Raw genomic sequence first — 21,506 nt, 5'->3', positions numbered from 1 at the left:
TGGGGTGTCTGGCAGATTTTTAAAGACTGCCGATTCCTTTTAAAGGCTGCCATATACTGCCAATATTACGATTCATATAATTACTAAAAGTGAGCGAGAGACAGTAATGAAACTAATTAGCTTTAGCAATCACAATGGTCAGTCTAGTATTGGCGCACTCTGCAAAAACAATCCATCCGAGTTTGTAGATTTATGCGCTACTGATGCAACACTTCCGCATAACCTGCTTGCGCTCATACAGTCGCCAAAACTATTGGATCGAGCGGCAGCCGCCCTCTCTAATCCAAAGGCTGCCGTCAAAAAGTTGAGTGACATTTCTTTTAATGCGCCAATCGATAGACCAGGGAAAATTATCTGCATGGGATTGAACTATGCAGATCATGCAAAAGAAGGCGGCAATGCCAGACCAGAGTACCCAAGCTTCTTTATGCGCGGACCAAGCTCCCTCACATCACATGGAAGTCCACTCATTCGACCAAAGGTATCTGACAAACTGGATTACGAAGCAGAACTAGCTTTTGTTGTTGGCAAAACCATTCGCAATGCCACACTTGAAAATGCATTGGACTGTGTAGCTGGCTATAGTGTATTTAATGATGGCAGCATTCGAGACTATCAACGCAAAACGACACAATGGACTATTGGCAAAAACTTTGACAAGACAGGTGCATTTGGACCTTGGTTAGTTACACCAGATGAACTACCCCCGGGATGTGATGGATTAAATATTCAATCACGCCTCAATGGTCAGGTCATGCAGAATGCCAATACCAAGGACTTTCTATGGGGTGTAGCAGAGACAATCGTATTGATCTCGGAGTGTATGACTTTAGAGCCTGGTGATCTTGTCATTACAGGCACCCCCGCAGGGGTGGGCTATGCGAGAACGCCGCCTGTCTTCATGAAGCCTGGCGATATCTGCGAAATCGAGATTGAATCGATTGGAGTTCTCAGTAACTCAATAGCGGACGAATAGCCCCTTCCTACTGAAAATAGCGGGATTAGGGCTTCTTGGCCAGATATTACTTAGGAATGCGCAATACCCTCTGAGGCACTAAAATAGGTCCATGACTAAGATTCCTGAACTTCTCGCTCCAGCCGGCAGCCTTTCTATGCTGCGCACTGCTTTTGATTTTGGCGCTGATGCCATTTATGCAGGTCAGCCACGCTATTCACTACGGGTACGTAATAACGACTTTGGCAAGATTGAAGTTCTAAAGAACGGAATTGATACCGCCCATGAAATGGGTAAGAAATTTTATTTGGTGTCTAACTTATTACCGCATGGTGGTAAGACACGCACTTACATCAAGGATATGGATCCTGTAATTGCATTAAAGCCTGATGCTTTAATCATGTCTGATCCTGGTCTCATCATGATGGCACGTGAAGCTTGGCCCGATATGCCAATTCATTTATCAGTACAGGCAAATACCGTTAATGGAGCTTCAGCAAAGTTCTGGCGTTCTGTTGGTATCAGCCGCGTGATTTTGTCTCGTGAACTCTCCTTTGATGAAATTGAAGAAGTGCGTCAAGATTGTCCAGAAATGGAGCTTGAGGTTTTTGTTCATGGCGCTCTCTGTATTGCCTATTCGGGGCGCTGCTTGTTATCTGGTTATATGTCACACCGAGATTCAAACCAAGGTGCCTGTACTAACGCCTGCCGTTGGGATTACAAGGTCAAGCCCGGTCAACAAAATACTAGCGGTGATGTAGTCCTCCTCCAGGAGGCGCGTCGCCCTGATGACTTAATGCCCATGGAAGAAGATGAACATGGCACGTACATCATGAACTCCAAAGATCTTCGTGCCGTTGAGCATATAGAGCGCTTAACCAAGATGGGCGTAGACTCATTCAAGATCGAAGGTCGCACCAAATCACCTTATTACGTTTCACGCACTGTCCAGTCCTACAGAGCGGCAATCAATGATGCTGTTGCTGGAAGACCATTTAATACAGCCTTGCTAGGTCAATTAGAAGGCTTGGCCAACCGGGGTTATACCGATGGCTTCTATGAGCGTCACCACGATAAAGAATATCAACTGTATATGCGTGGTCACTCTTTATCTGGTCGCAGCTTATATGTTGGCGAGACATTAGACATTGATACTGCAACTGGTCGAGTCAAAGTCGACGTGAAGAATCGTTTTTCTGTAGGTGACAAAATTGAGATCATCGAGCCGAGCGGAAATACAGATGTTGTTTTGACAGAAATGTGGAATATGAGCGGCGAGTCTATTGACGTTGCGCCAGGTTCAGGACACTTTGTATGGCTGAAGATCCCAATGGCCAGCAAGCATGCCTTTATTGCACGTTACACACAAGAGCCAGCACCAGTTGAGCTTGCCACTTCGAGCTCTTGCTCTACTTGTGGTGACTAACAGCCCCATTCCTCTCATTAAAGATTTTCATGACTAACAGCACCACGAATCCCCCAAATCAACCAGGCCTGAAAATCAAACTTGAAGAGGAAATGAAAAAAGCGCTTGCTTTGACGCTTTACTTTGGCATTTGGTTCTGTGCCATTACCTTTATGGCTGCAACTGCTCTGGAAGAGCGCCCTATTCCTCTAGCCTTATTTGGTTTTGCATTAATCAAAGCGGCTTTATCGGCAAAATTTATGTTAATCGCTCAGGCCGCCTATCCAATCAAGATTGAAAAAGAAAATGGCATTGTTGGCTCTCTATTCATTGAGTCGATTGTTTATATTATTGTCGTCATTGCCCTGAACTATTTTGAGGCTGGGGTCGATGGCTTAATACATGGAAAAGAATTTATCTCCTCAATGACTGCCTTTGGAGGCGGTGATGCATTAAGGATATTAGCAATGTCGATCTTGTATTGGCTCATTGTTTGGCCTTACTTAATTTTTGTGGGGTTCAATAAGGTTGTGGGTAATACTGAAACTCTGGCAGTCTTATTTGGCTCCAAAAAGTAATTGCCTTACTTGCATTGCATGAGAATTTTTTGGTTTTGTTTGTTGGGATTTTTATGCCAACAAGTATCCGCCCAAGAGATTGAAGCCCGTGCATATTCGAATGCACCCATTGGCATTAACTTTATTACCGGCGGTATTGCGCAAGCTAAAAGTGGTTCCTACACACTCACTACCGAGGCAGCAAACCTAACCCGCATCATCGACGTCTTCGGACAGTCTGGCAGGATTAGCCTCTTAGTTCCCTACGCCCAACTTTCAGGTACTGGCGGTATTGGGCCCCAAAATATGAATGCCTCCGCAGAAGGTCTATCCGATCCAGTTGTGAAGATCTCCGCCAATCTGTATGGCGCTCCTGCTCTATCGCTAGAGGAATTTAAGAATTACCAGCAAGACCTCATTATTGGAGCAAGTCTTGCCGCATCCATCCCATGGGGTAAGTACAACAGCGAGCAAATGCTCAATGTCGGCGCCAATCGCTCTCTTGTTCAGCCCGCCATTGGAGCATCTCAAGCAGTCGGACCATGGCGTTTGGAACTGGCAGGCATGGCCACGATCTACACGAGCAATACTAGTTTTCTGGGTAGTAATACGCTGTCACAAAATCCGATCTACTCCTCGGAAGCCCATGCGATCTACTACTTTCAAAATATGGCCTATCTTTCTGCAGACGCGACCTATTTCATGGGCGGTCAGAAATATGTCAACGGAACCGCAATCAGCGGTTCGCAGGAAAATTGGCGATTTGGCAGCACTTTTTCCTACCCCATCAATAAACACAATTCGATCCGCCTCACTGGTAGCAAAGGTGTTTATTCCAACACCAATACTGACTACACAGCACTGGGGGTTTCCTGGCAATACCGCTGGGGTGGCGGACTGTAGGTAAATTGCCTATTCCATCGCTACAATTAAGCCAAAAGAACACTTAAAAAGAGATTCGAGACATATTGATGAGTAATAAACCAAAAGATCCTGCGGAGAGCGGTTTACGCAAAGGCTTAACGAGCTATGGCGATAAGGGCTTTTCTCTATTTCTGCGTAAGGCTTTCATTAAAGGGGCTGGCTATACCAATAGCGCCTTAGATCGTCCAGTGATTGGCATCATTAATACCGGCAGCGCGTACAACCCCTGCCACGGTAATATGCCGCAGCTATTAGAGGCAGTGAAGCGTGGCGTGATGTTAGCGGGTGGTTTGCCTATGGAATTTCCAACGATTTCTATCCATGAGAGTTTTGCTGCACCCACTAGCATGTACTTGCGCAATCTCATGTCGATGGACACAGAGGAAATGGTACGGGCGCAGCCAATGGATGCGGTCGTCATGATTGGTGGTTGCGATAAAACAGTTCCTGCACAGATGATGGGCGCGGCTTCTGCGGGCATTCCAGCTATTCAGCTCATCACCGGATCAATGCTCACCGGCTCACATCGTAGTGAACGTGTTGGCGCCTGCACGGATTGCCGTCGCTATTGGGGCAAGTTCCGCGCCGGTGAAATTGATGAAGTCGAAAAAGATGAAGTGAATGATCAATTAGTAGCTAGCGTAGGCACATGCTCAGTCATGGGTACAGCAAGCACAATGGCTTGTATCTCTGAAGCCTTGGGTATGACAGTCCCTGGTGGCGCAACACCACCAGCTGTTACCGCTGATCGTATTCGCGTCGCCGAGGAAACCGGTACGTGCGCAGTCAAGATGGCTAAAGAAGGTTTAACGATCGACAAAGTACTCACTGCAGACGCATTTGAAAATGCGATGCGTGTATTGCTAGCGATTGGTGGATCAACCAATGGCATTGTTCACCTTGCTGCTATTGCTGGTCGAATGGGCTTGGAAATTGACCTCGATGCACTCGATAAGATGGGTGATGAGACTCCAGTTCTGGTGGATTTAAAGCCATCCGGCGATCATTACATGGAGAACTTCCATGATGCTGGTGGTATGACTACGCTGCTTCGTGAACTAAAACCTCTATTGAAGTTGGATGCGATGACAGTTTCCGGCAGAACGCTTGGCGAAGAAATTGATGCAGCTCCGCCGAGCTTTAAACAGGATGTAGTGCGCCCTTTTGATAAGCCGATTTATCCACGTGGCAGTATTGCGGTCTTGCATGGCAATCTTGCACCTGGTGGCGCGATCATTAAACAGTCTGCAGCCAATGAAAAACTCATGGAGCATGAAGGTCGCGCTGTAGTTTTTGAGGATGCAGCTGATTTAGCGAACCGTATTGATAGCCCAGACTTAGATGTGACTGCTGACGACATTTTGGTGCTCAAGAACATTGGCCCTAAAGGCGCTCCAGGCATGCCTGAGGCTGGCTATATTCCGATTCCTATGAAACTGGCCCGTGCTGGCGTGAAAGACATCGTACGTATCTCTGATGGACGCATGAGCGGGACCGCGTTTGGCACGATTGTTTTACACGTTACCCCTGAATCCGCTATTGGCGGCCCCTTAGCGCAAGTACGTAATGGTGATCGAATTCGCTTGAGCGTGAAGAATCGTGAAATTAGCCTCCTCATTTCAGATGAAGAACTAGCTAAGCGAATGACAGAGAACCCAATAACTGCACCTACCGCTGAGCGTGGGTATAAGAAACTCTTTTTGGATACCGTTACTCAAGCCGATCAAGGTGTAGATTTTGATTTCTTGAGAGCGGCCAAGATGGTTGGCAAGACTCCACAGTCAAAATAGAAACTCAATAGAAATTCATCCCGTGATCAATGCAAATCTTCTGCGAAGGGGTATGAATCTGTGGCCTCCGTTCCTGGGGGCCGGAATCACTGTTGAAAAGATTTCTAAAGATTTTCGTTATGCGAGAGTTCGCCTTAAGCATGGTTTATTGAATCGCAATATCTTAGGCGTTCATTTTGGCGGCAGTCTCTTTGCAATGACCGACCCCTTTTTCATGATGATGGTGTCCCAAAATATTGGCAAGGGTTATATTGTTTGGGATCAAGCAGCTAAGATTGAATTTTTGAAGCCTGGCAAGGGCAAGGTTCATGCCAGTTTTGAAATTACTCAAGAACAATTAGATGAAATCGTCAGCGCAGCCGAACCTGGCGACAAAATTCTTAGGGACTTTGTTGCAGATATTAAGGATCAGGAAGATGATGTTGTGGCACGCATTACCAAGACGCTCTACATCCGCAAGAAGACCAAGAAAAACTGAGAAATTAATGGGCGTATGCAGGCGCATCAATTCTGCGCATTTCGCCCTCTATCCAGGCCTCCACCTCTAGCTGCAACTGCTCCTCCGTCTTTCCTTGAACAGAAATCACCGGTCCAATCGAAAGCGTAATTACTCCTGGGCGTTTTAAGAAGGTCTTTCTAGGCCATATGGCTCCAGAGTTCTGTGCAACCGGCAGGATATCTGTGTGAGTACTTATAGCAAGGCGCACTCCGCCTTTTCTGTAAGGCTTAAATGATCCTCGCGGGGTTCGAGTGCCCTCGGGATAAATAGCTATCCAATTACCAGCCGCCAGTACTACCTTGCCCTGCTCATTGACAGCCTCTCGAGCCTTTTCACGATCGCCACGATTAATGTGAATCATTTTTAGCGAGGCTAATGCCCAGCCAAAAAAGGGCACGTAAAGCAACTCTCTTTTAAATACAAAGCAAAGTTGTCTCGGAAAAAAGGCTGGGTATACAAAAGTTTCCCAGGCAGATTGATGTTTGCCTAGAACAATTAATGGCTTATTGGGATCTCTGGGAATATTTTCCATTCCTTTGATTTCGGAGCGAATTCCGCACAATAGGAATAGTACTTTTTGGATTAAACGGCACCAGGCTACACCGATGTTGTAGCGAGTGCGGATACTAGTAAATGGGATCACCAGAATAATTACGGAAGCGTAAACAGTGACCGATGTAAAGCCAAATAAATAGAACAGCAAGGAACGAAGCCAAAGAATCACGATAATATTTTTACTAATCAGTAGCTAAAAAAGTATTTTAAATGACTAGTCTTTACATCCGGCGATTGCTTATAGGTCCCGCAATTCACGTCTTAGGATTTTCCCAACGTTAGTCTTAGGTAGGTCATTGCGGAAAACAATGTGTTTGGGGCGCTTATAGTTGGTCAGGTTTTCCTTGCAGAAGGCCAAGATAGCCTCTTCTGTAAGCGACTGATCTTGTTTCACAATGAATGCCTTAACAGCCTCACCAGAATCATCGTCCGGGACACCAATAACAGCACATTCCAGGACACCAGGAATCAGGGATAGGACTTCTTCCACTTCGTTTGGATAGACATTAAATCCAGACACCAGAACCATATCTTTTTTACGATCGACGATCTTGGTTAAGCCATCAGAATTCATGATGCCGATATCGCCTGATTTAAAGTACCCATCAGCAGTCATCACATTTTTGGTTTCTTCTGGCCTATTCCAGTAACCAGCCATGACCTGTGGACCCCGAATACAGATTTCGCCAGGCGTTCCAAATGGCACCTCAATGCCATCATCACTCAAAATAACCACTTCTGTGCTGGGTACAGGTAATCCAATATATCCAGTAAAGCTCTCTATCAATGCAGAATTTACACAAGCAACCGGGGAGGTTTCTGAGAGTCCATAGCCTTCAGCAATAGGAGCGCCAGTCATCTCTTGCCAATGATCAGCAACGACTTTTTGCATCGCCATACCACCGCCAATGGTTGCCAAAATATTGGGGAACTTCACAGAAGCGAATTCTGGCTTATGCATCAATGCGTTAAATAAGGTATTCACACCTGGGAAGATATTGATGTCTGGATGCTTCTTTAACAGCTTGATAAAGCCATCAAAGTCACGCGGGTTGGGAACCAAAATTAACATGCCGCCCTTGCGCATCCCCAAGACTGCACAGGCTGTCAATGCAAAGATGTGATACAGCGGCAGTGCGCACAAGAAAACCAATTGCTCAACTTGCTTACGCTTTAATCCAGGCTCTAACCATAACTCTGTTTGGATAACATTAGAGAGAATATTCTTATGCAGCAGAATGGCGCCTTTAGATAGTCCGGTAGTGCCTCCGGTGTACTGAAGAAAGGCAATATCGTTAAGTGAAGTGCTCGGTTTATTCCAACGATGGCGACCACCCTCACTTATGGCGTGAGTAAAGGTAACGTGACCAGGCAAATCCCATGTAGGCACTAATTTCTTTACCTTGCGCACTACCAAGTTCACGATTGCACCTTTAACACCGATCATTTCACCCATAGATGTAACAATGGCTTGCTTCAATGGTACGTTTGCGGCAATTTGTTGATAAACGTGTGCGAAGTTTTCCAATATAACAATGGCTGATGCTCCACTGTCCTTGAGTTGATGCTCGAGTTCACGAGCGGTATAGAGTGGATTAACATTAACCACTACGAAGCCGGCACGCAGAATACCGATCATCGCAATCTGAAATTGCAAAACGTTAGGCAGCATGATTGCCACACGAGAGCCAGGCTCCAATCCTAGGTTTTGCAAATAGGCTGCAAAATGCTTGGAATACTGATCAAGCTCTCGATACGTTAGAAACTTATCAAGATACTCCAGTGCTCGTCTATTGGGATATCGCTCAAACGCTTCCTCAAACATATCCAGCAGAGAGTTGTATCCAGAGATATCAACATCATGAGGCACACCCTCAGGATAGTTTTTTAACCAAGGTTTTGCGGGATTAACCATTGAGCTAGTTCCAGTCTCGATATTGTTTTACTTATAGCTATATTGCTAAATACGTATGACCCATTCTAATCATAGGAGTCATAAATCTAAAGAAAAAGCCCTCTGCGATGAGAGGGCTTTGACTTAAGAATTTACAACAATTAGAAGCGGTAACCGGCGCCAAAAATAACATCCATTCCACTACCGCCAATTTTGGCAGTAATTGGGCCGCTACTTGTAGCTAGGGTTGCTGTCTTAGAACTCAGACTCGCATAATTAACTTCTCCGAGCAAGTAAATAGACTGGGTAACCATTTGCTTGTAACCCAAACCAAGAACATAGCCGGTAAAGTTTTGGGTTTGATACGAAGCAGTTTGGCCATTGAGGCCCATGGTGTTTCCGGTTATGCCAACTTTTGCATAAACCAAGCTATCTTTGTCGATCGCATATCCAGGATTCACAGTTGCAGACCAGATGTTTTTCAGTTGATAGTTAAACCATTTAGTTTGACCAGCAACAGCAAATTCTCCACCCGCTACAGATGAAGCGCCAATTGCATAGCTTGCCGCAATACCCAATGTGTATTTATCATTAATACCAAAGTTATAACCAACACCAATTTTGTTTGTTGCGGTGTTTAAGGTATTGGTTCTTGTGCTAACTGGGGTAGTAGTTCCAGCGGGATAAGGAGGTGTAGGAAGTGCCAATGTAGCGCTGTCTACAGAAGGATTGAATGCAGCGTAGCCTACAGCAGCCTCACCATAAAAACCCTCCCAAGCATTCTTTTTAGCAGATTGTGCATTTGCACTTGTTGCGAATACACCGGCCATAGCTAAAACTAAGGCGCTAATCTTTACTGTTTTCATATGTCTTCCTGTGTTTATTTTTTCTAATGAATGTGAAACAACAGCCTGAATCTTATTTAATTTCTTTGCAATTTGTATCTCGGGTTTTCCCTTTATTTATGTTGCAGTGCAGCAAATAACTAAACCCTACAAACAATAAGCATTACCGAGAGCCTATTTACGGGGGTTTGAGCCTGTAGGATATTGCTGTAATATAAACGAACGATCGTATTATTTTTACAACAATATAGGTAAATATCGATATCCATGCTTGATACAAGGCTTACACAGACGGCTTTATCACCCGATACAAAAAAGGGTACAGCTACTAAGTCGGTCATTTTGCAAGCTGCACTTGAAATAGCCAGCAAGTCTGGACTTGAGGGCATCACGATTGGTCACCTGGCCGAGTCCGTAGGTATGAGTAAGAGTGGCGTCTTCGCCCACTTCGGCTCTCGTGAGGAACTGCAGATTGAAGTGATACGCAAATACTACGAGTACTTCTCGGACATCGTCTTCATCCCCGCCCTAGCCAAATCCAAAGGTCTGCCGCGCTTACGCCAGATGATTGATGCATGGCTCAAGATTAGCGTTGGCGAAAACACTTCTAGCTGTTTCTTTATTGCAGGTGCTGCGGAATTCGATGACCGCCCTGGAATAGTTCGGGATGAGCTAGTACGTAGCGTAGAAGATTGGCGCTCAGCGCTCTTGAGGGCTATTAAAGAATCAATCTCCGCAGGAGATCTTCAGAAATCGGTCATTCCTCAAGAAATGCTTTTTCAGCTCTACAGCATCGTACTGGGGGCGCACCATGACTCAAGATTTTTGCAAAACCCTAAAAGCCTTCAGCTAGCGAACAAACTAATCAAGAATGTTTTTCTAGCTCATCAAGTAAACAAATAGTCATGTTTTTTATTTACTCTTTAATTTAATTCACCACATTGAATCTGGATCTAATATGCCTCAATACAACCCTCCCCTGCGCGATATTCAATTTGTTATTCATGAGATGCTCGAGGCTGGCAAAGAGTTTTCTGCCCTGCCCGCATATCAGGATGTTGATAAAGACACCATGAATCAAATCATTGAAGAGGCAGGCAAATTTGCGAGTGAGATTGCTTTCCCCTTGAATCAGATTGGCGATCAGGAAGGCTGTACACGCCATGCTGATGGTTCGGTTACAACGCCTACCGGCTTTAAGAGCGCCTATGAGCAGTATGTTGCGGGTGGATGGCCAGCCTTATCCTGCGACCCTGAATATGGTGGCCAAGGTTTACCGCAATTACTTAATACCGTTCTGTATGAAACTTTAAATTCTGCCAATCAATCTTGGACGATGTATCCAGGCCTTTCACATGGTGCTTATGAGTGTCTGCATGCCCACGGTACTAAGGAACAGAAAAAGACCTACTTAGAGAAACTGGTTTCCGGACAATGGACGGGCACCATGTGCTTAACTGAGCCGCATTGCGGGACTGATCTTGGCTTGTTGAAAACGAAAGCCGAACCACAAGCTGATGGCACTTACTCCATTACCGGTACTAAGATTTTCATTTCTAGCGGAGATCATGATCTTGCAGAAAATATTGTGCATCTCGTGTTAGCACGTTTGCCTGACTCACCGATTGGCAGCAAAGGAATTTCTTTATTTGCTGTTCCGAAGTTTAAGGTTGGTGTTGATGGCTCTATTGGTAGCGCTAATGCGGTATCTTGCGGTTCGCTTGAGCACAAGATGGGCATTCATGGCAATGCTACTTGTGTAATGAACTTCGATGGCGCTATAGGCACCCTCGTTGGTGAGCCACATAAAGGCTTAAATGCCATGTTTGTCATGATGAATGCTGCTCGCCTTGGAGTAGGCATGCAAAGTCTTGGCTTAACTGAGGTGGCTTATCAAAACTCAGCCGCTTATGCCAAAGAGCGCTTACAGATGCGCAGCTTGACTGGAGCTAAAGCGCCTGAAAAGGCAGCCGATCCGATTATTGTTCATCCCGATGTACGTCGGATGCTACTGACCCAGAGAGCTTATGCAGAAGCTGGTAGAGCCTTCTCTTATTGGGTAGCTCTCATGATTGACAAAGAACTCAACCATCCAGATGAAAAAGTTCGCAAAGAAACTGGTGAGATGGTTGCCCTACTCACACCGATTATTAAGGCTTTCTTAACTGATAACGCATTTACAGCAACCAACGAAGGCATGCAGGTCTTCGGTGGTCATGGCTATATTGCCGAATGGGGTATGGAGCAATATGTTCGCGATGCCCGTATCAATATGATTTATGAAGGCACTAATACGATTCAATCTCTTGATCTATTGGGCCGTAAGGTGCTTGCTGATATGGGCAAGAAGCTCACCAAGTTTGGCAAGATCATTGAAGAATTTATTGAAGAAGAAGGTGTTCGTAAAGAAATGCAGGAGTTTATCGATCCGCTTTCGGATATCGCCGTTAAGGTTGAAAAACTCACCAAAGAAATTGGCATGAAAGCCATGATGAATCATGAAGAAGTGGGTGCTGCTGCAGTCCCCTACTTGCGTGTTGTGGGTCATTTGATTTACTCCTACCTCTTTGCGCGTATGGCAAAGATTGCATTAGCAAACAAATCTAGCAACGATCCTTTTTACCAAGCAAAGCTAGCTACTGCCCGCTTCTACTTTGACAAACTCCTTCCTGAAACAGCGATGCTAATCCGTCAAGCACGTGCGGGTTCGAAATCGTTAATGTCAATGCCTGCGGATTTTTTCTGAAAGACTGAATATGAGTGATAACAAGATCATTAAAAAAGTAGCCATCCTCGGTGCTGGTGTCATGGGCGCTCAGATTGCGGCGCAATGTATTAACGTTGGGCTGCCAGTTATTTTGTTTGACTTGCCAGGCAAATCTGATGATGGCAAACCGGTTAATAAAAATGCGATTGCACTGAAAGCGATTGAGAATCTCAAAAAACTGAAGCCCGCTCCACTAGGTTTGTCTTCAGATGCTAATCTGATTACTCCTGCGAACTATGAGGATGACTTAGGGCTTCTAGCAGGTTGCGACCTCATTATTGAAGCCATTGCAGAGCGTTTAGATTGGAAACATGCTCTCTATGAAAAAGTAGCCCCCCATATACCGGCACATGCGCTATTTGCAACCAATACCTCAGGCCTTCCTATTGGTGAACTTGCAAAAGGTTTTTCTGGTGACCTAAAGAAACGCTTTTGTGGTGTGCACTTTTTTAATCCACCACGCTATATGCACCTACTAGAACTTATCCCAGCGGCGGATACTGATCCTGCCGTATTGGATGCATTAGAAACCTTTATGACCTCCACAATGGGTAAAGGGGTGGTACGAGCCAAAGATACGCCAAACTTTATTGGCAATCGTGTGGGGGTTTTCTCAATCTTGGCAGTCTTTGCTGAAGCGCAAAAGTTTGGTCTAGGTTTTGATGAGGTTGACGCCATTACCGGCAGCAAATTGGGCCGTGCTAAGTCAGCCACTTTTAGAACCAGTGATGTTGTTGGCTTAGACACTATGGCTCACGTCATTAAGACCATGGAAAACTCCTTACAGGGTGATTCTTTCTCGGCTCTCTTTAAAACGCCTGAAGTGTTGAGCCAACTCATTGCAAAAGGTGCGCTAGGTCAAAAGACAAAAGCAGGCTTTTATCGCAAGGATGGTAAGAATGTTCTTGTCTTGGATGCGGCTACTGGTGAATACAAGCCTTCTACAGCAACAATTGAGCCGCTGATTGAGCGCATTCTCAAAAGGCCGATTGCTGATCGTCTCGGCCTCCTCAGAGAGACTGAAGAGCCACAAGCGCAATTCTTATGGGCGATCTATCGCGATATCTTCCACTACTGTGCAATTCATCTTGGAGATATTGCGCAATCTGCCCGAGAAATTGACTTTGCAATGCGCTGGGGTTATGGCTGGAATTTGGGCCCCTTTGAGGACTGGCAAGCTGCCGGTGTTTCACAAGTAGCTAACTGGATCAAAGAAGATATTGATGCTGGTAAAACACTCAGTAAAGAGCCTTTACCTGCTTGGTTGTTTAGTGGTCCAGTTGCTGATAAACAAGCTTTCCACACACCAGAAGGCTCATGGTCCGCTTCTGAGAATAAATACATTCCCCGCTCCTCTTTGCCGGTATATCAAAAGCAGGTGTTTAGAGCACCACTACTAGGCGATGGCTCACCTGATCCTAAAACAGCGGGCACGACTATTTTTGAAAACACAGACTTCCGCGCTTGGGTTGATGCCAATCAACCTGAGGTTTTGATAGCTTCATTCCGCTCGAAGATGAATACTTTTAGCCCTGACGTATTAAGCGGTTTGCAAAAAGCCGTTGAGATCGCAGAAGCTCACTATGCTGGCTTGGTCATCTGGCAACCGACTTCACTCAAACTCGGCACACCTGGTGGCCCCTTCTCAGCCGGCGCCAATTTAGAAGCCGCAATGCCAATGGTCATGAAAGGTGGTCCCGCTGGAGTTGAGCCATTCGTCAAAGAGTTTCAAGACACGATGATGAAGATCAAATACTCTCAAGTTCCTGTGGTTGCTGCAGTCTCTGGCATCGCCTTGGGAGGCGGCTGTGAATTGGTCCTCCAATCAGCGCGTAGGGTTGCTGCTATGGAAAGCTATATCGGCCTAGTAGAGGTTGGTGTTGGTCTGTTGCCCGCTGGTGGTGGACTTAAAGAAGCGGCTATTCGTGCTGCTCAAGGTGTAGCGCTTGCTGGCAACACTAATTATTTAGATTTCACCAAAGCTTCATTTGAAAATGCCGCGATGGCTAAGGTTTCATCATCTGCGCAAGAGGCTATGAAGATGGCTTACCTACAAAAAGGCGACATCATTGTTCCAAACGTATATGAATTGCTTGCTTTGGCACAAGATCAAGTCAAGGCAATGCGCTACTGTGGCTATAGACCTCCCATCCCAACCTTAATACCGGTTGGTGGCCGTTCTGTAGCAGCAACAGTGATGGGTCAGGTAGTGAATATGCGCGATGGTGGATTTATCTCCGAGCATGATGCGCACATTGCTAAGAAAATCATCGAGATTATTACTGGCGGTGATGTCGATGCGGGAACGCTAGTTACCGAAGAATGGCTCCTCAAGCTTGAACGCCAGGCGTTTGTGGAACTCATTGGTCATCCTAAGTCCATGGAACGGATTATGGGCATCCTCCAAACTGGCAAGCCTGTTAGAAACTAATTTACCGAGATATCACTATGAAAAATATTCAAGACGCCTATATCGTTGCAGCCACTCGCAGTGCTGTTGGTAGGTCTGGACGGGGCGCATTAAAAAATACTCGGCCAGATGATTTGCTTGGCAATGCTCTGCAACACATCCTGACGCAAGTCCCTACCCTAGATCCCAAAGCTATTGAAGACGCCATTATTGGGTGCGCTATGCCAGAAGGCCAACAAGGCTTGAATGTGGCTCGTATTGGACTTCTTTTAGGAGGTCTTCCCGATACTGTTGGCGGCATTACCGTCAACCGCTTCTGTTCATCCGGCTTAAATGCCATTGTGATGGCGGCTGATCGCATTCGGGTTGGTGAAGCAGATGTGATGATTGCCGGTGGCGTGGAATCAATGAGTATGGTGCCGATGGGTGGCAATTCTCCATCAATGTCACCTGAAATCTTTATGGGTGATGAGAATATTGGGATTGCTTACGGCATGGGCTTGACTGCTGAGAAGGTGGCGCAGCAATGGAAGATCAGTCGTGAAGATCAAGATGCTTTTGCTTTTCACTCTCACCAAAAAGCCATGGCAGCTCAAGCAGCCGGTGAATTTAACTCTGAAATCTTCCCGGTTAAAGTAGCCCATCGCTCGATGAACCTAGATAAGGGTCAAGTAGATGTCCAGTGGCGCGAATTTTTGAAAGACGAAGGCCCACGTGTTGACACCTCACTAGAAGGTTTGGCGAAACTCAAATCTCCGTTCGCTGCTAGAGGCAGCGTTACGGCTGGCAATAGCTCACAAACTTCCGACGGTGTCGGCGCACTGATCTTGGCAAGTGAAAAGGCAATTAAGACCTTTGGCCTCACTCCTTTGGCACGCTTTGTTAGCTTTGCGGTGAAAGGTGTTCCTCCAGAGATTATGGGTATTGGTCCTAAAGAAGCGATTCCGGCTGCATTGAAATTGGCTGGCCTCAATTTGCAGGATTTGGATTGGATTGAACTGAACGAGGCATTTGCAGCCCAGTCTTTAGCCGTCATTCGGGATCTTGGTTTAGACCAAAGCAAAGTTAACCCCTTAGGTAGCGCTATTGCCCTTGGACATCCCCTAGGCGCAACTGGTGCAATACGTGCTGCAACGGCGATTCATGCGCTACAGAGACGCAATCTCAAGCATGCAATGGTGACCATGTGCGTGGGTACCGGCATGGGCGCTGCTGGAATATTCGAGCGTTGCTAATCAACATGAATCAACAACAATCAATATTAGGAGACAACAGAATGATCAAGAAGCAATTAGTTCTATCGGCCTGCCTTTTTGGTCTGGTAGCTGGAAATACATATGCTCAAGCCACCGACCCAGCAATTGGGGTCTGGAAAACGATTGATGACAAGACCAATGAGCCCTCTTCTTTAATCAAGATTGAAGAAGTGAACGGCAAGCTTGAGGGAACCATCATTAAAACTTTCCCCAAGCCTAATGAAAAGCCTTTGGTGTATTGCACACTGTGTAAAGATGATCGTAAAGATAAACCCATTCTTGGAATGAGGATCATGACTGATCTAAAACGAGATAAACCAGGGGCCTGGTCAGACGGCAGAATTTTGGATCCTGAAGAAGGCGAAATCTATCGCGTCAAAGTCACGACTGAAGATGGTAAAAAGATGGATGTCCGTGGCTATATTGGCGTTCCATTGCTAGGTCGTACCCAGGTTTGGTACAAAGCTGAGCAGTAAGTCAATTCACTATTGAAAATAAATATGAGCAATCAACCTCTTCCAGAAGTTTTACGCAAACATTTGGCGGAGGGTAATTTACCCGTCATTGCTGCACCCCTTTTTATTGTTAGCAATCCCAAATTGCTCATTGCCCAGTGCAAAGCAGGTGTGATTGGCTCTATGCCTGCCCTAAACGCTAGGCCGGCTGAACAGCTTGAGGAATGGTTAATTGAAATTACTACTGCATTAGAGGCGTATAACCGAGAGCATCCGGAAAAGCCTGCTGCGCCTTTTGCCATCAATCAAATTGTGCATAAGAGCAATGACCGTCTTGAGCACGACATGGCCTTATGCGTCAAATATAAGGTACCCATCATCATCACTTCTCTCGGTGCACGTGAAGAAATCAATATCGCCGCACATAGCTATGGCGGCATCGTGTTACACGACATCATCAATAATGCTTTTGCCAAAAAAGCAATCGAAAAAGGGGCTGATGGCTTAATTGCTGTTGCGGCTGGTGCCGGCGGACATGCCGGAATTAAAAGTCCATTTGCATTGATACAAGAAATTCGGGAATGGTTTAAAGGTCCGCTGGTTCTTAGCGGCTCCATTGCTACTGGTGGTGCGATCTTAGCTGCTCAGGCCATCGGTGCTGACTATGCTTATATAGGTTCAGCGTTCATTGCTACTGAAGAAGCTCGTGCGAGCGATGACTACAAACAAGCGGTGGTCGACTGCAACTCAGACGATATTATCTTGAGTAACTTATTTACCGGCGTATCTGGAAACTACTTGGCACCGTCAATACGGAATGCTGGCTTAGACCCAGAAAATCTTCCTGAGAGTGATCCAAGTAAGATGAACTTTGGTGGTGCAGCTCAGAAAGCCTGGAAAGATATCTGGGGCTGCGGCCAAGGTATTGGGGCAGTTAAGGCAGTTACACCTACAGCGCAGTTCGTTGCTCGTTTAAAAGCTGAATACGATCAGACTAAAACCGATTTGCTCAAAGGCTCTGCATAACTCACATGATTAATCATCAACTAACGGACGGTATTCTTAAGATATTACTAAACCGCCCCGAGAAGAAGAATGCATTTACCAACGCGATGTATCGCGAGCTGACGCAGATACTTTCTGAGGGCGATCAGAATCCTCATGTAAAGGTAATGTTGATTTCTGGCGCTGGGAATGCCTTCTCCGCCGGGAATGATATTGCTGATTTCATGAAATCACCCATTACCCATGAAGATGCCCCGCCGATTAATTTATTAAAGGTACTTGCGAGCCTTAGCAAACCATTGATTGCAGCGGTAGATGGCGTGGCAGTTGGTATCGGCGCAACACTCCTGTTTCATTGTGATTTAGTCTATGCCCAAAAGGATGCTCGTTTTATCTTTCCTTTTGTCTCGCTAGGATTGGTCCCTGAGGGTGCTGTTTCTTTGCTACTGCCTCGTCTCGTTGGCCATCAAAAAGCATCAGAGATATTGCTTTTCGGTGAACCCATCAGCGCAGATGATGCCCAGGGGATTGGATTCGTAAACAAGGTGATTTCAGAGTCGTCCGCATTGCCTTATGCGGAGCAAAGAGCCAAGAAGCTCACCGCTCTCTCCTCGGGCTCTATTTTGCGAACCAAGTCCTTATTAAAAGGTAGTGAACTGAAGGCTGCGGTACTTCATCAGATTGATGTAGAGGGAAGACTCTTCATTGATAGACTTCATAGCCCAGCAGCTAAAGAAGCACTTACTGCATTTTTAGAAAAACGTGCCCCCAATTTTGAGGGCTTAGATTAGCGATCTGCCCGAATGAGATCTATTGCTTTTTCAGCTATAGCGATAACTGGGGCGTTGGTATTGCCGCCGACCAGGGTTGGCATGATGGATGCGTCGACTACGCGTAGGCTTTCAATGCCATGAACTTTAAGAGTTGAGTCCACTACAGCCATTGGGTCATTGCCCATTTTGCAGGTGCCCACCGGGTGATAAACGGTATCCGCCCTCCCCCGAATAATCTTCCGAATGTCGTCGTCCGTTTTTACATTCGGCGTAAAGACATCTTGCTTGCGTATCTTTGTAAACGTAGGGGCATCCATCAATCTTTTAGTTAATTGATAACCCTTAACCAGTGTTTCAAGATCATCCTCTTCCTCTAAAAAGCCAGGATCTATGAATGGTGCATCTTTCATACTCGCAGTTGCTAATGTCACTTGCCCTCGACTCTTTGGTCTGAGAACGCAAACATGGCATGAGTAGCCATGAGCCATATGCAATTTACGGGCATGGTCCTCTACTAGGCTGACTACAAAATGCAACTGCACGTCAGGTGCCGCAAGAGTGGGATCCGTTTTCAGAAAACCGCCCGCCTCTGCGAAGTTAGTGGCGATCATGCCTTGGCGTGAACGGACGTACTTGACAATTTCACCGGCCAACTTAACGGTGCCACCCAAAGAAATGCCAATCAGATCCAGACTATTAGCTGAGTACCCAAAGATAAAGTCTGGATGGTCTTGCAAGTTTTGACCCACCCCCGGTAGATCGTGCACTACCGGTATGCCAAGCTGATTTAATTGCTCTTTAGGTCCTACGCCCGAAACCATTAATAATTGCGGCGAATGAAAAGCTCCAGCACATAAGATAACTTCTTTATTGGCACGTGTGATGTGCTGTTTTCCGCCCTGCGTATACGCGACACCGATTGCTTTTTTTCCTTCAAACAAAATACGCTCAACCTGAACTCCAGTTTGAACATTGAGATTTGAGCGTTTACCCATATGTGGATGTAAATAGCCACGCGCTGCACTCCAACGCTCACCATTTTTATGGGTGACTTGGTAAATTCCTAGACCCTCTTGTTCAGCACCATTGAAGTCTTCAGTGACTGGAAAGCCGGCTTCCTTTGCCGCGTTTAAATAGATTTGCTGAAAAGGATTATGTGACTGCAGAGTTGATACAGATAACGGACCATCATTGCCGTGGTATTCATTCTTGAATTTGGTATTGTTTTCACTTTTCTTAAAGTAAGGTAGCAACTCCTTATAAGACCAACCCGCATTACCTAGGGATGCCCAATGGTCATAGTCCGAAGGATGTCCTCTTGTATAAATCATGGCATTAATCGCAGAAGATCCACCCAAGCATTTACCTCGGGGTTGATATCCCCTGCGACCATTTAAACCCTTCTGGGGTAATGTCTGAAATGCATAGTTATTAATTGATGTGGGTAGCATTGCAACTGCAGCTGCAGGGGTTTTAACAACCCAGCTATCGCCCTCGCCTCCAGCCTCTAGCAATGCAACGCTTGTACCAGTATCTTCACTAAGCCGCCCAGCCATGACACTTCCAGCAGACCCACCTCCTACGACAATGTAATCAAAGGCCTGAGGCTGCATTATTGAGCGCCCCAACGCTTCATCAGTCTTGGCCTTGCTGAAGGGTGTATGTTCATTTTGCTCATATCCCCAGCGTAATGCCGCACTACTCGCTTATTCATTAAGGCGAACCAAAGGGGTGGACAGTAGGCCAAGGTGATCATAGATGCATATCCACCAGGTAATTGAGGAGCCTCTCCAAAATGACGCAACGCTTGATAACGCCGAGTTGGGTGGGCATGATGATCTGAATGGCGTTGCAGGTGATACAACAGAATATTGCCAACAATGTGATTGCTATTCCAGGAATGCTCGGGCGCACAGCGAACGTACTCGCCGTTCTCTTTATGACGCAGTAACCCATAGTGCTCTACATAATTGACCACCTCCAACATCGAGGCAGCATAGATCCCCTGCAGAACCAAGAAAACGAGAGCAGGCCATCCCAGCCAAATGATGAGAGCGCCATATAAAAGAATGGTGAGCGACCATGCTTGCAGATTTTCATTCTGAATACTCCAGACACCCTTCCCTTTTCTTTTTAAGCGCTCGCGCTCAAGATCCCATGCAGAAATCAGACTTCCTGACACTGTACGGACAAGAAAAGACCAGAATCCCTCTCCCATGCGGGCGCTGGCGGGATCTTCGGGAGTGGCTACACGTTTGTGATGACCGCGATTATGCTCAACAAAGAAGTGACCATACATACTGGGCGCTAGCGCTAATTTTGAAAGCCAACGATCAACAGATTCTTGTTTGTGTCCTAGTTCATGCGCTGTCCCTATACCAATACCATTGATAGATCCAACGGTAAATACCAAGGCGATATAGGTATACCAATCCAAGGATTGAGTTACTGCCAACCAAGCTCCGTAAACAGTGCCGATCATCTGAAATGGCACATAGAGCCAAACCATGAGGCGGTAGAAAAAATCTTTGTTTAGACTTTCAACAGCAGACTCGGGGGGATTACTAAAGTCCTCACCAAACGTCAGATCTAGGATAGGAATGGCGATATGAATGATCGCTGGGGCAAAGAGTAAATATAGCCACTCCCCCGTCAAAGAGAAGGCAAAGATAGAGGCAGTAAAAGCAAATGGAATTGAAGGACTCAATAACCAAAGCCAGCGCTTATCACTCCACACTTCATTCGCAGTTGCCGACACCATACTCATTGATCACCCCTTCAGGATGCTTTAACCAAACGATATTGCTTAAAGCGAGGAATACATAAGCACCATAATGCCATCAAAGCTAATTGCTTAATATGTCCTGAATTCTATCTAGGAAAAGGTCTTGGCCATGATGAACTTTAGCCTGCCAGTCCTCACCAGAACTCTCATTGGCATCATCTGTGATGTATTTAAAAGACTGCCAAGGGATATTGTGTTCATGTGCGATTGCAGCAATTGCAAATAGCTCCATATCAACAACATCAACCCCTTGACTGCTGAGCCAGGGATCATATGCAGTCACAAAGCTATCACCAGATCCGCATAAAAACTGCCCAGTAGACACATACTCCTGGGGTCTATTACAAAAAGGAGTGCTGCCGCGAGGTGCTAAGGGCTCAGCGTCCATATCGCGCTGAATGACTTTACCGATTTCTAGTAGCCCCTGTAATTCTGGTTTGAGTTTTCCGGCTGTACCAAAGTTCAATATTCTTTTTGGTGAGTATTGATGAATTGCTTTGATGCTGGTCATGGCAGCATTAATTTTGCCAACACCGGAATACACAATGTGCACACCTTGAGGTAATGATTCACGCTTGAGCTCGGACTCTAATGCGGTAATAATGAGGAGATCTGTTTTCATATTGGCCTG

Annotated in this window: 19 protein-coding genes; 13 read left to right on the top strand and 6 right to left on the bottom strand. The window is 45.9% G+C overall.

From position 1 onward, the window contains the following. Nucleotides 1-106: 106 nt before the first annotated feature. The 6 genes from AOC21_RS04555 (at nucleotide 107) to AOC21_RS04530 (ending at nucleotide 6,109) form a co-directional block, all read left to right on the top strand. Nucleotides 107-976 (top strand): fumarylacetoacetate hydrolase family protein, encoded by an 870-nt coding sequence (locus AOC21_RS04555; protein ID WP_215392580.1) that lies wholly within the window; start codon nucleotides 107-109, stop codon nucleotides 974-976. 91 nt (nucleotides 977-1,067) lie between these two features. Next, the gene (locus AOC21_RS04550; RefSeq protein ID WP_215392579.1) at nucleotides 1,068-2,381 is read left to right on the top strand and encodes a U32 family peptidase; all 1,314 of its coding nucleotides are present in this window, start codon (nucleotides 1,068-1,070) and stop codon (nucleotides 2,379-2,381) included. 29 nt (nucleotides 2,382-2,410) lie between these two features. Beyond that, on the top strand, nucleotides 2,411-2,938 hold the full coding sequence (locus AOC21_RS04545; RefSeq protein ID WP_215392578.1) for a hypothetical protein: 528 nt from the start codon (nucleotides 2,411-2,413) through the stop codon (nucleotides 2,936-2,938). Nucleotides 2,939-2,956: 18 nt separating this feature from the next. Continuing rightward, nucleotides 2,957-3,820 carry a transporter gene (locus AOC21_RS04540; RefSeq protein WP_215392577.1) on the top strand — a complete coding sequence of 288 codons (864 nt, stop codon included), beginning with the start codon at nucleotides 2,957-2,959 and terminating at the stop codon, nucleotides 3,818-3,820. Nucleotides 3,821-3,888: 68 nt separating this feature from the next. Continuing rightward, nucleotides 3,889-5,631 (top strand): IlvD/Edd family dehydratase, encoded by a 1,743-nt coding sequence (locus AOC21_RS04535; protein WP_215392576.1) that lies wholly within the window; start codon nucleotides 3,889-3,891, stop codon nucleotides 5,629-5,631. Between the two features lie 52 nt (nucleotides 5,632-5,683). Next, complete coding sequence (locus AOC21_RS04530) at nucleotides 5,684-6,109, top strand: DUF4442 domain-containing protein (protein ID WP_215392575.1); 426 nt, start codon at nucleotides 5,684-5,686, stop codon at nucleotides 6,107-6,109. Nucleotides 6,110-6,113: 4 nt separating this feature from the next. Here the strand turns inward: AOC21_RS04530 and AOC21_RS04525 are convergent, their stop codons facing one another. The 3 genes from AOC21_RS04525 to AOC21_RS04515 form a co-directional block, all read right to left on the bottom strand. After that, on the bottom strand, nucleotides 6,114-6,851 hold the full coding sequence (locus AOC21_RS04525) for a 1-acyl-sn-glycerol-3-phosphate acyltransferase (protein ID WP_215392756.1): 738 nt from the start codon (nucleotides 6,849-6,851) through the stop codon (nucleotides 6,114-6,116). A 72-nt stretch (nucleotides 6,852-6,923) separates the two neighbouring features. Continuing rightward, nucleotides 6,924-8,600 carry a long-chain-fatty-acid--CoA ligase gene (locus tag AOC21_RS04520; RefSeq protein WP_215392574.1) on the bottom strand — a complete coding sequence of 559 codons (1,677 nt, stop codon included), beginning with the start codon at nucleotides 8,598-8,600 and terminating at the stop codon, nucleotides 6,924-6,926. 140 nt (nucleotides 8,601-8,740) lie between these two features. Beyond that, nucleotides 8,741-9,445 (bottom strand): outer membrane protein, encoded by a 705-nt coding sequence (locus AOC21_RS04515; RefSeq protein ID WP_215392573.1) that lies wholly within the window; start codon nucleotides 9,443-9,445, stop codon nucleotides 8,741-8,743. Between the two features lie 246 nt (nucleotides 9,446-9,691). Here AOC21_RS04515 and AOC21_RS04510 point away from each other — a divergent pair, with 246 nt between their 5' ends. From AOC21_RS04510 to AOC21_RS04480, 7 genes are read left to right on the top strand one after another with little or no spacing between them, the layout of a single operon-like run. Beyond that, on the top strand, nucleotides 9,692-10,327 hold the full coding sequence (locus tag AOC21_RS04510) for a TetR/AcrR family transcriptional regulator (protein WP_215392572.1): 636 nt from the start codon (nucleotides 9,692-9,694) through the stop codon (nucleotides 10,325-10,327). Nucleotides 10,328-10,382: 55 nt separating this feature from the next. Next, nucleotides 10,383-12,170 (top strand): acyl-CoA dehydrogenase C-terminal domain-containing protein, encoded by a 1,788-nt coding sequence (locus tag AOC21_RS04505; RefSeq protein ID WP_215392571.1) that lies wholly within the window; start codon nucleotides 10,383-10,385, stop codon nucleotides 12,168-12,170. A 10-nt stretch (nucleotides 12,171-12,180) separates the two neighbouring features. Beyond that, complete coding sequence (locus tag AOC21_RS04500; protein WP_215392570.1) at nucleotides 12,181-14,622, top strand: 3-hydroxyacyl-CoA dehydrogenase/enoyl-CoA hydratase family protein; 2,442 nt, start codon at nucleotides 12,181-12,183, stop codon at nucleotides 14,620-14,622. Nucleotides 14,623-14,639: 17 nt separating this feature from the next. Then, complete coding sequence (locus AOC21_RS04495) at nucleotides 14,640-15,836, top strand: acetyl-CoA C-acyltransferase (RefSeq protein WP_215392569.1); 1,197 nt, start codon at nucleotides 14,640-14,642, stop codon at nucleotides 15,834-15,836. A 41-nt stretch (nucleotides 15,837-15,877) separates the two neighbouring features. Next, nucleotides 15,878-16,333 carry a DUF2147 domain-containing protein gene (locus tag AOC21_RS04490; RefSeq protein ID WP_215392568.1) on the top strand — a complete coding sequence of 152 codons (456 nt, stop codon included), beginning with the start codon at nucleotides 15,878-15,880 and terminating at the stop codon, nucleotides 16,331-16,333. 24 nt (nucleotides 16,334-16,357) lie between these two features. Continuing rightward, nucleotides 16,358-17,338 carry a nitronate monooxygenase family protein gene (locus tag AOC21_RS04485; protein WP_215392567.1) on the top strand — a complete coding sequence of 327 codons (981 nt, stop codon included), beginning with the start codon at nucleotides 16,358-16,360 and terminating at the stop codon, nucleotides 17,336-17,338. 5 nt (nucleotides 17,339-17,343) lie between these two features. After that, a complete protein-coding gene (locus AOC21_RS04480; protein ID WP_251371577.1) occupies nucleotides 17,344-18,108 on the top strand; it encodes an enoyl-CoA hydratase in 765 nt (254 codons plus the stop codon). Here AOC21_RS04480 and AOC21_RS04475 read toward each other — a convergent pair. The 3 genes from AOC21_RS04475 to AOC21_RS04465 form a co-directional block, all read right to left on the bottom strand. Then, nucleotides 18,105-19,703, bottom strand: a complete 1,599-nt coding sequence (locus AOC21_RS04475; protein ID WP_215392566.1) for a GMC family oxidoreductase — start codon at nucleotides 19,701-19,703, stop codon at nucleotides 18,105-18,107. The genes AOC21_RS04480 and AOC21_RS04475 overlap by 4 nt on opposite strands. After that, nucleotides 19,703-20,857 carry an alkane 1-monooxygenase gene (locus AOC21_RS04470; protein ID WP_215392565.1) on the bottom strand — a complete coding sequence of 385 codons (1,155 nt, stop codon included), beginning with the start codon at nucleotides 20,855-20,857 and terminating at the stop codon, nucleotides 19,703-19,705. Before AOC21_RS04470 ends, AOC21_RS04475 begins: the two co-directional genes overlap by 1 nt. Before the next feature lie 79 nt (nucleotides 20,858-20,936). Continuing rightward, nucleotides 20,937-21,497, bottom strand: a complete 561-nt coding sequence (locus AOC21_RS04465) for a 5'-methylthioadenosine nucleosidase (RefSeq protein WP_215392564.1) — start codon at nucleotides 21,495-21,497, stop codon at nucleotides 20,937-20,939. Nucleotides 21,498-21,506: the final 9 nt, after the last annotated feature.

Source organism: Polynucleobacter sp. VK25 (assembly GCF_018687355.1).
Taxonomy (GTDB): Bacteria; Pseudomonadota; Gammaproteobacteria; order Burkholderiales; family Burkholderiaceae; genus Polynucleobacter.
This window is presented reverse-complemented; position numbering and strand designations above follow the sequence as displayed.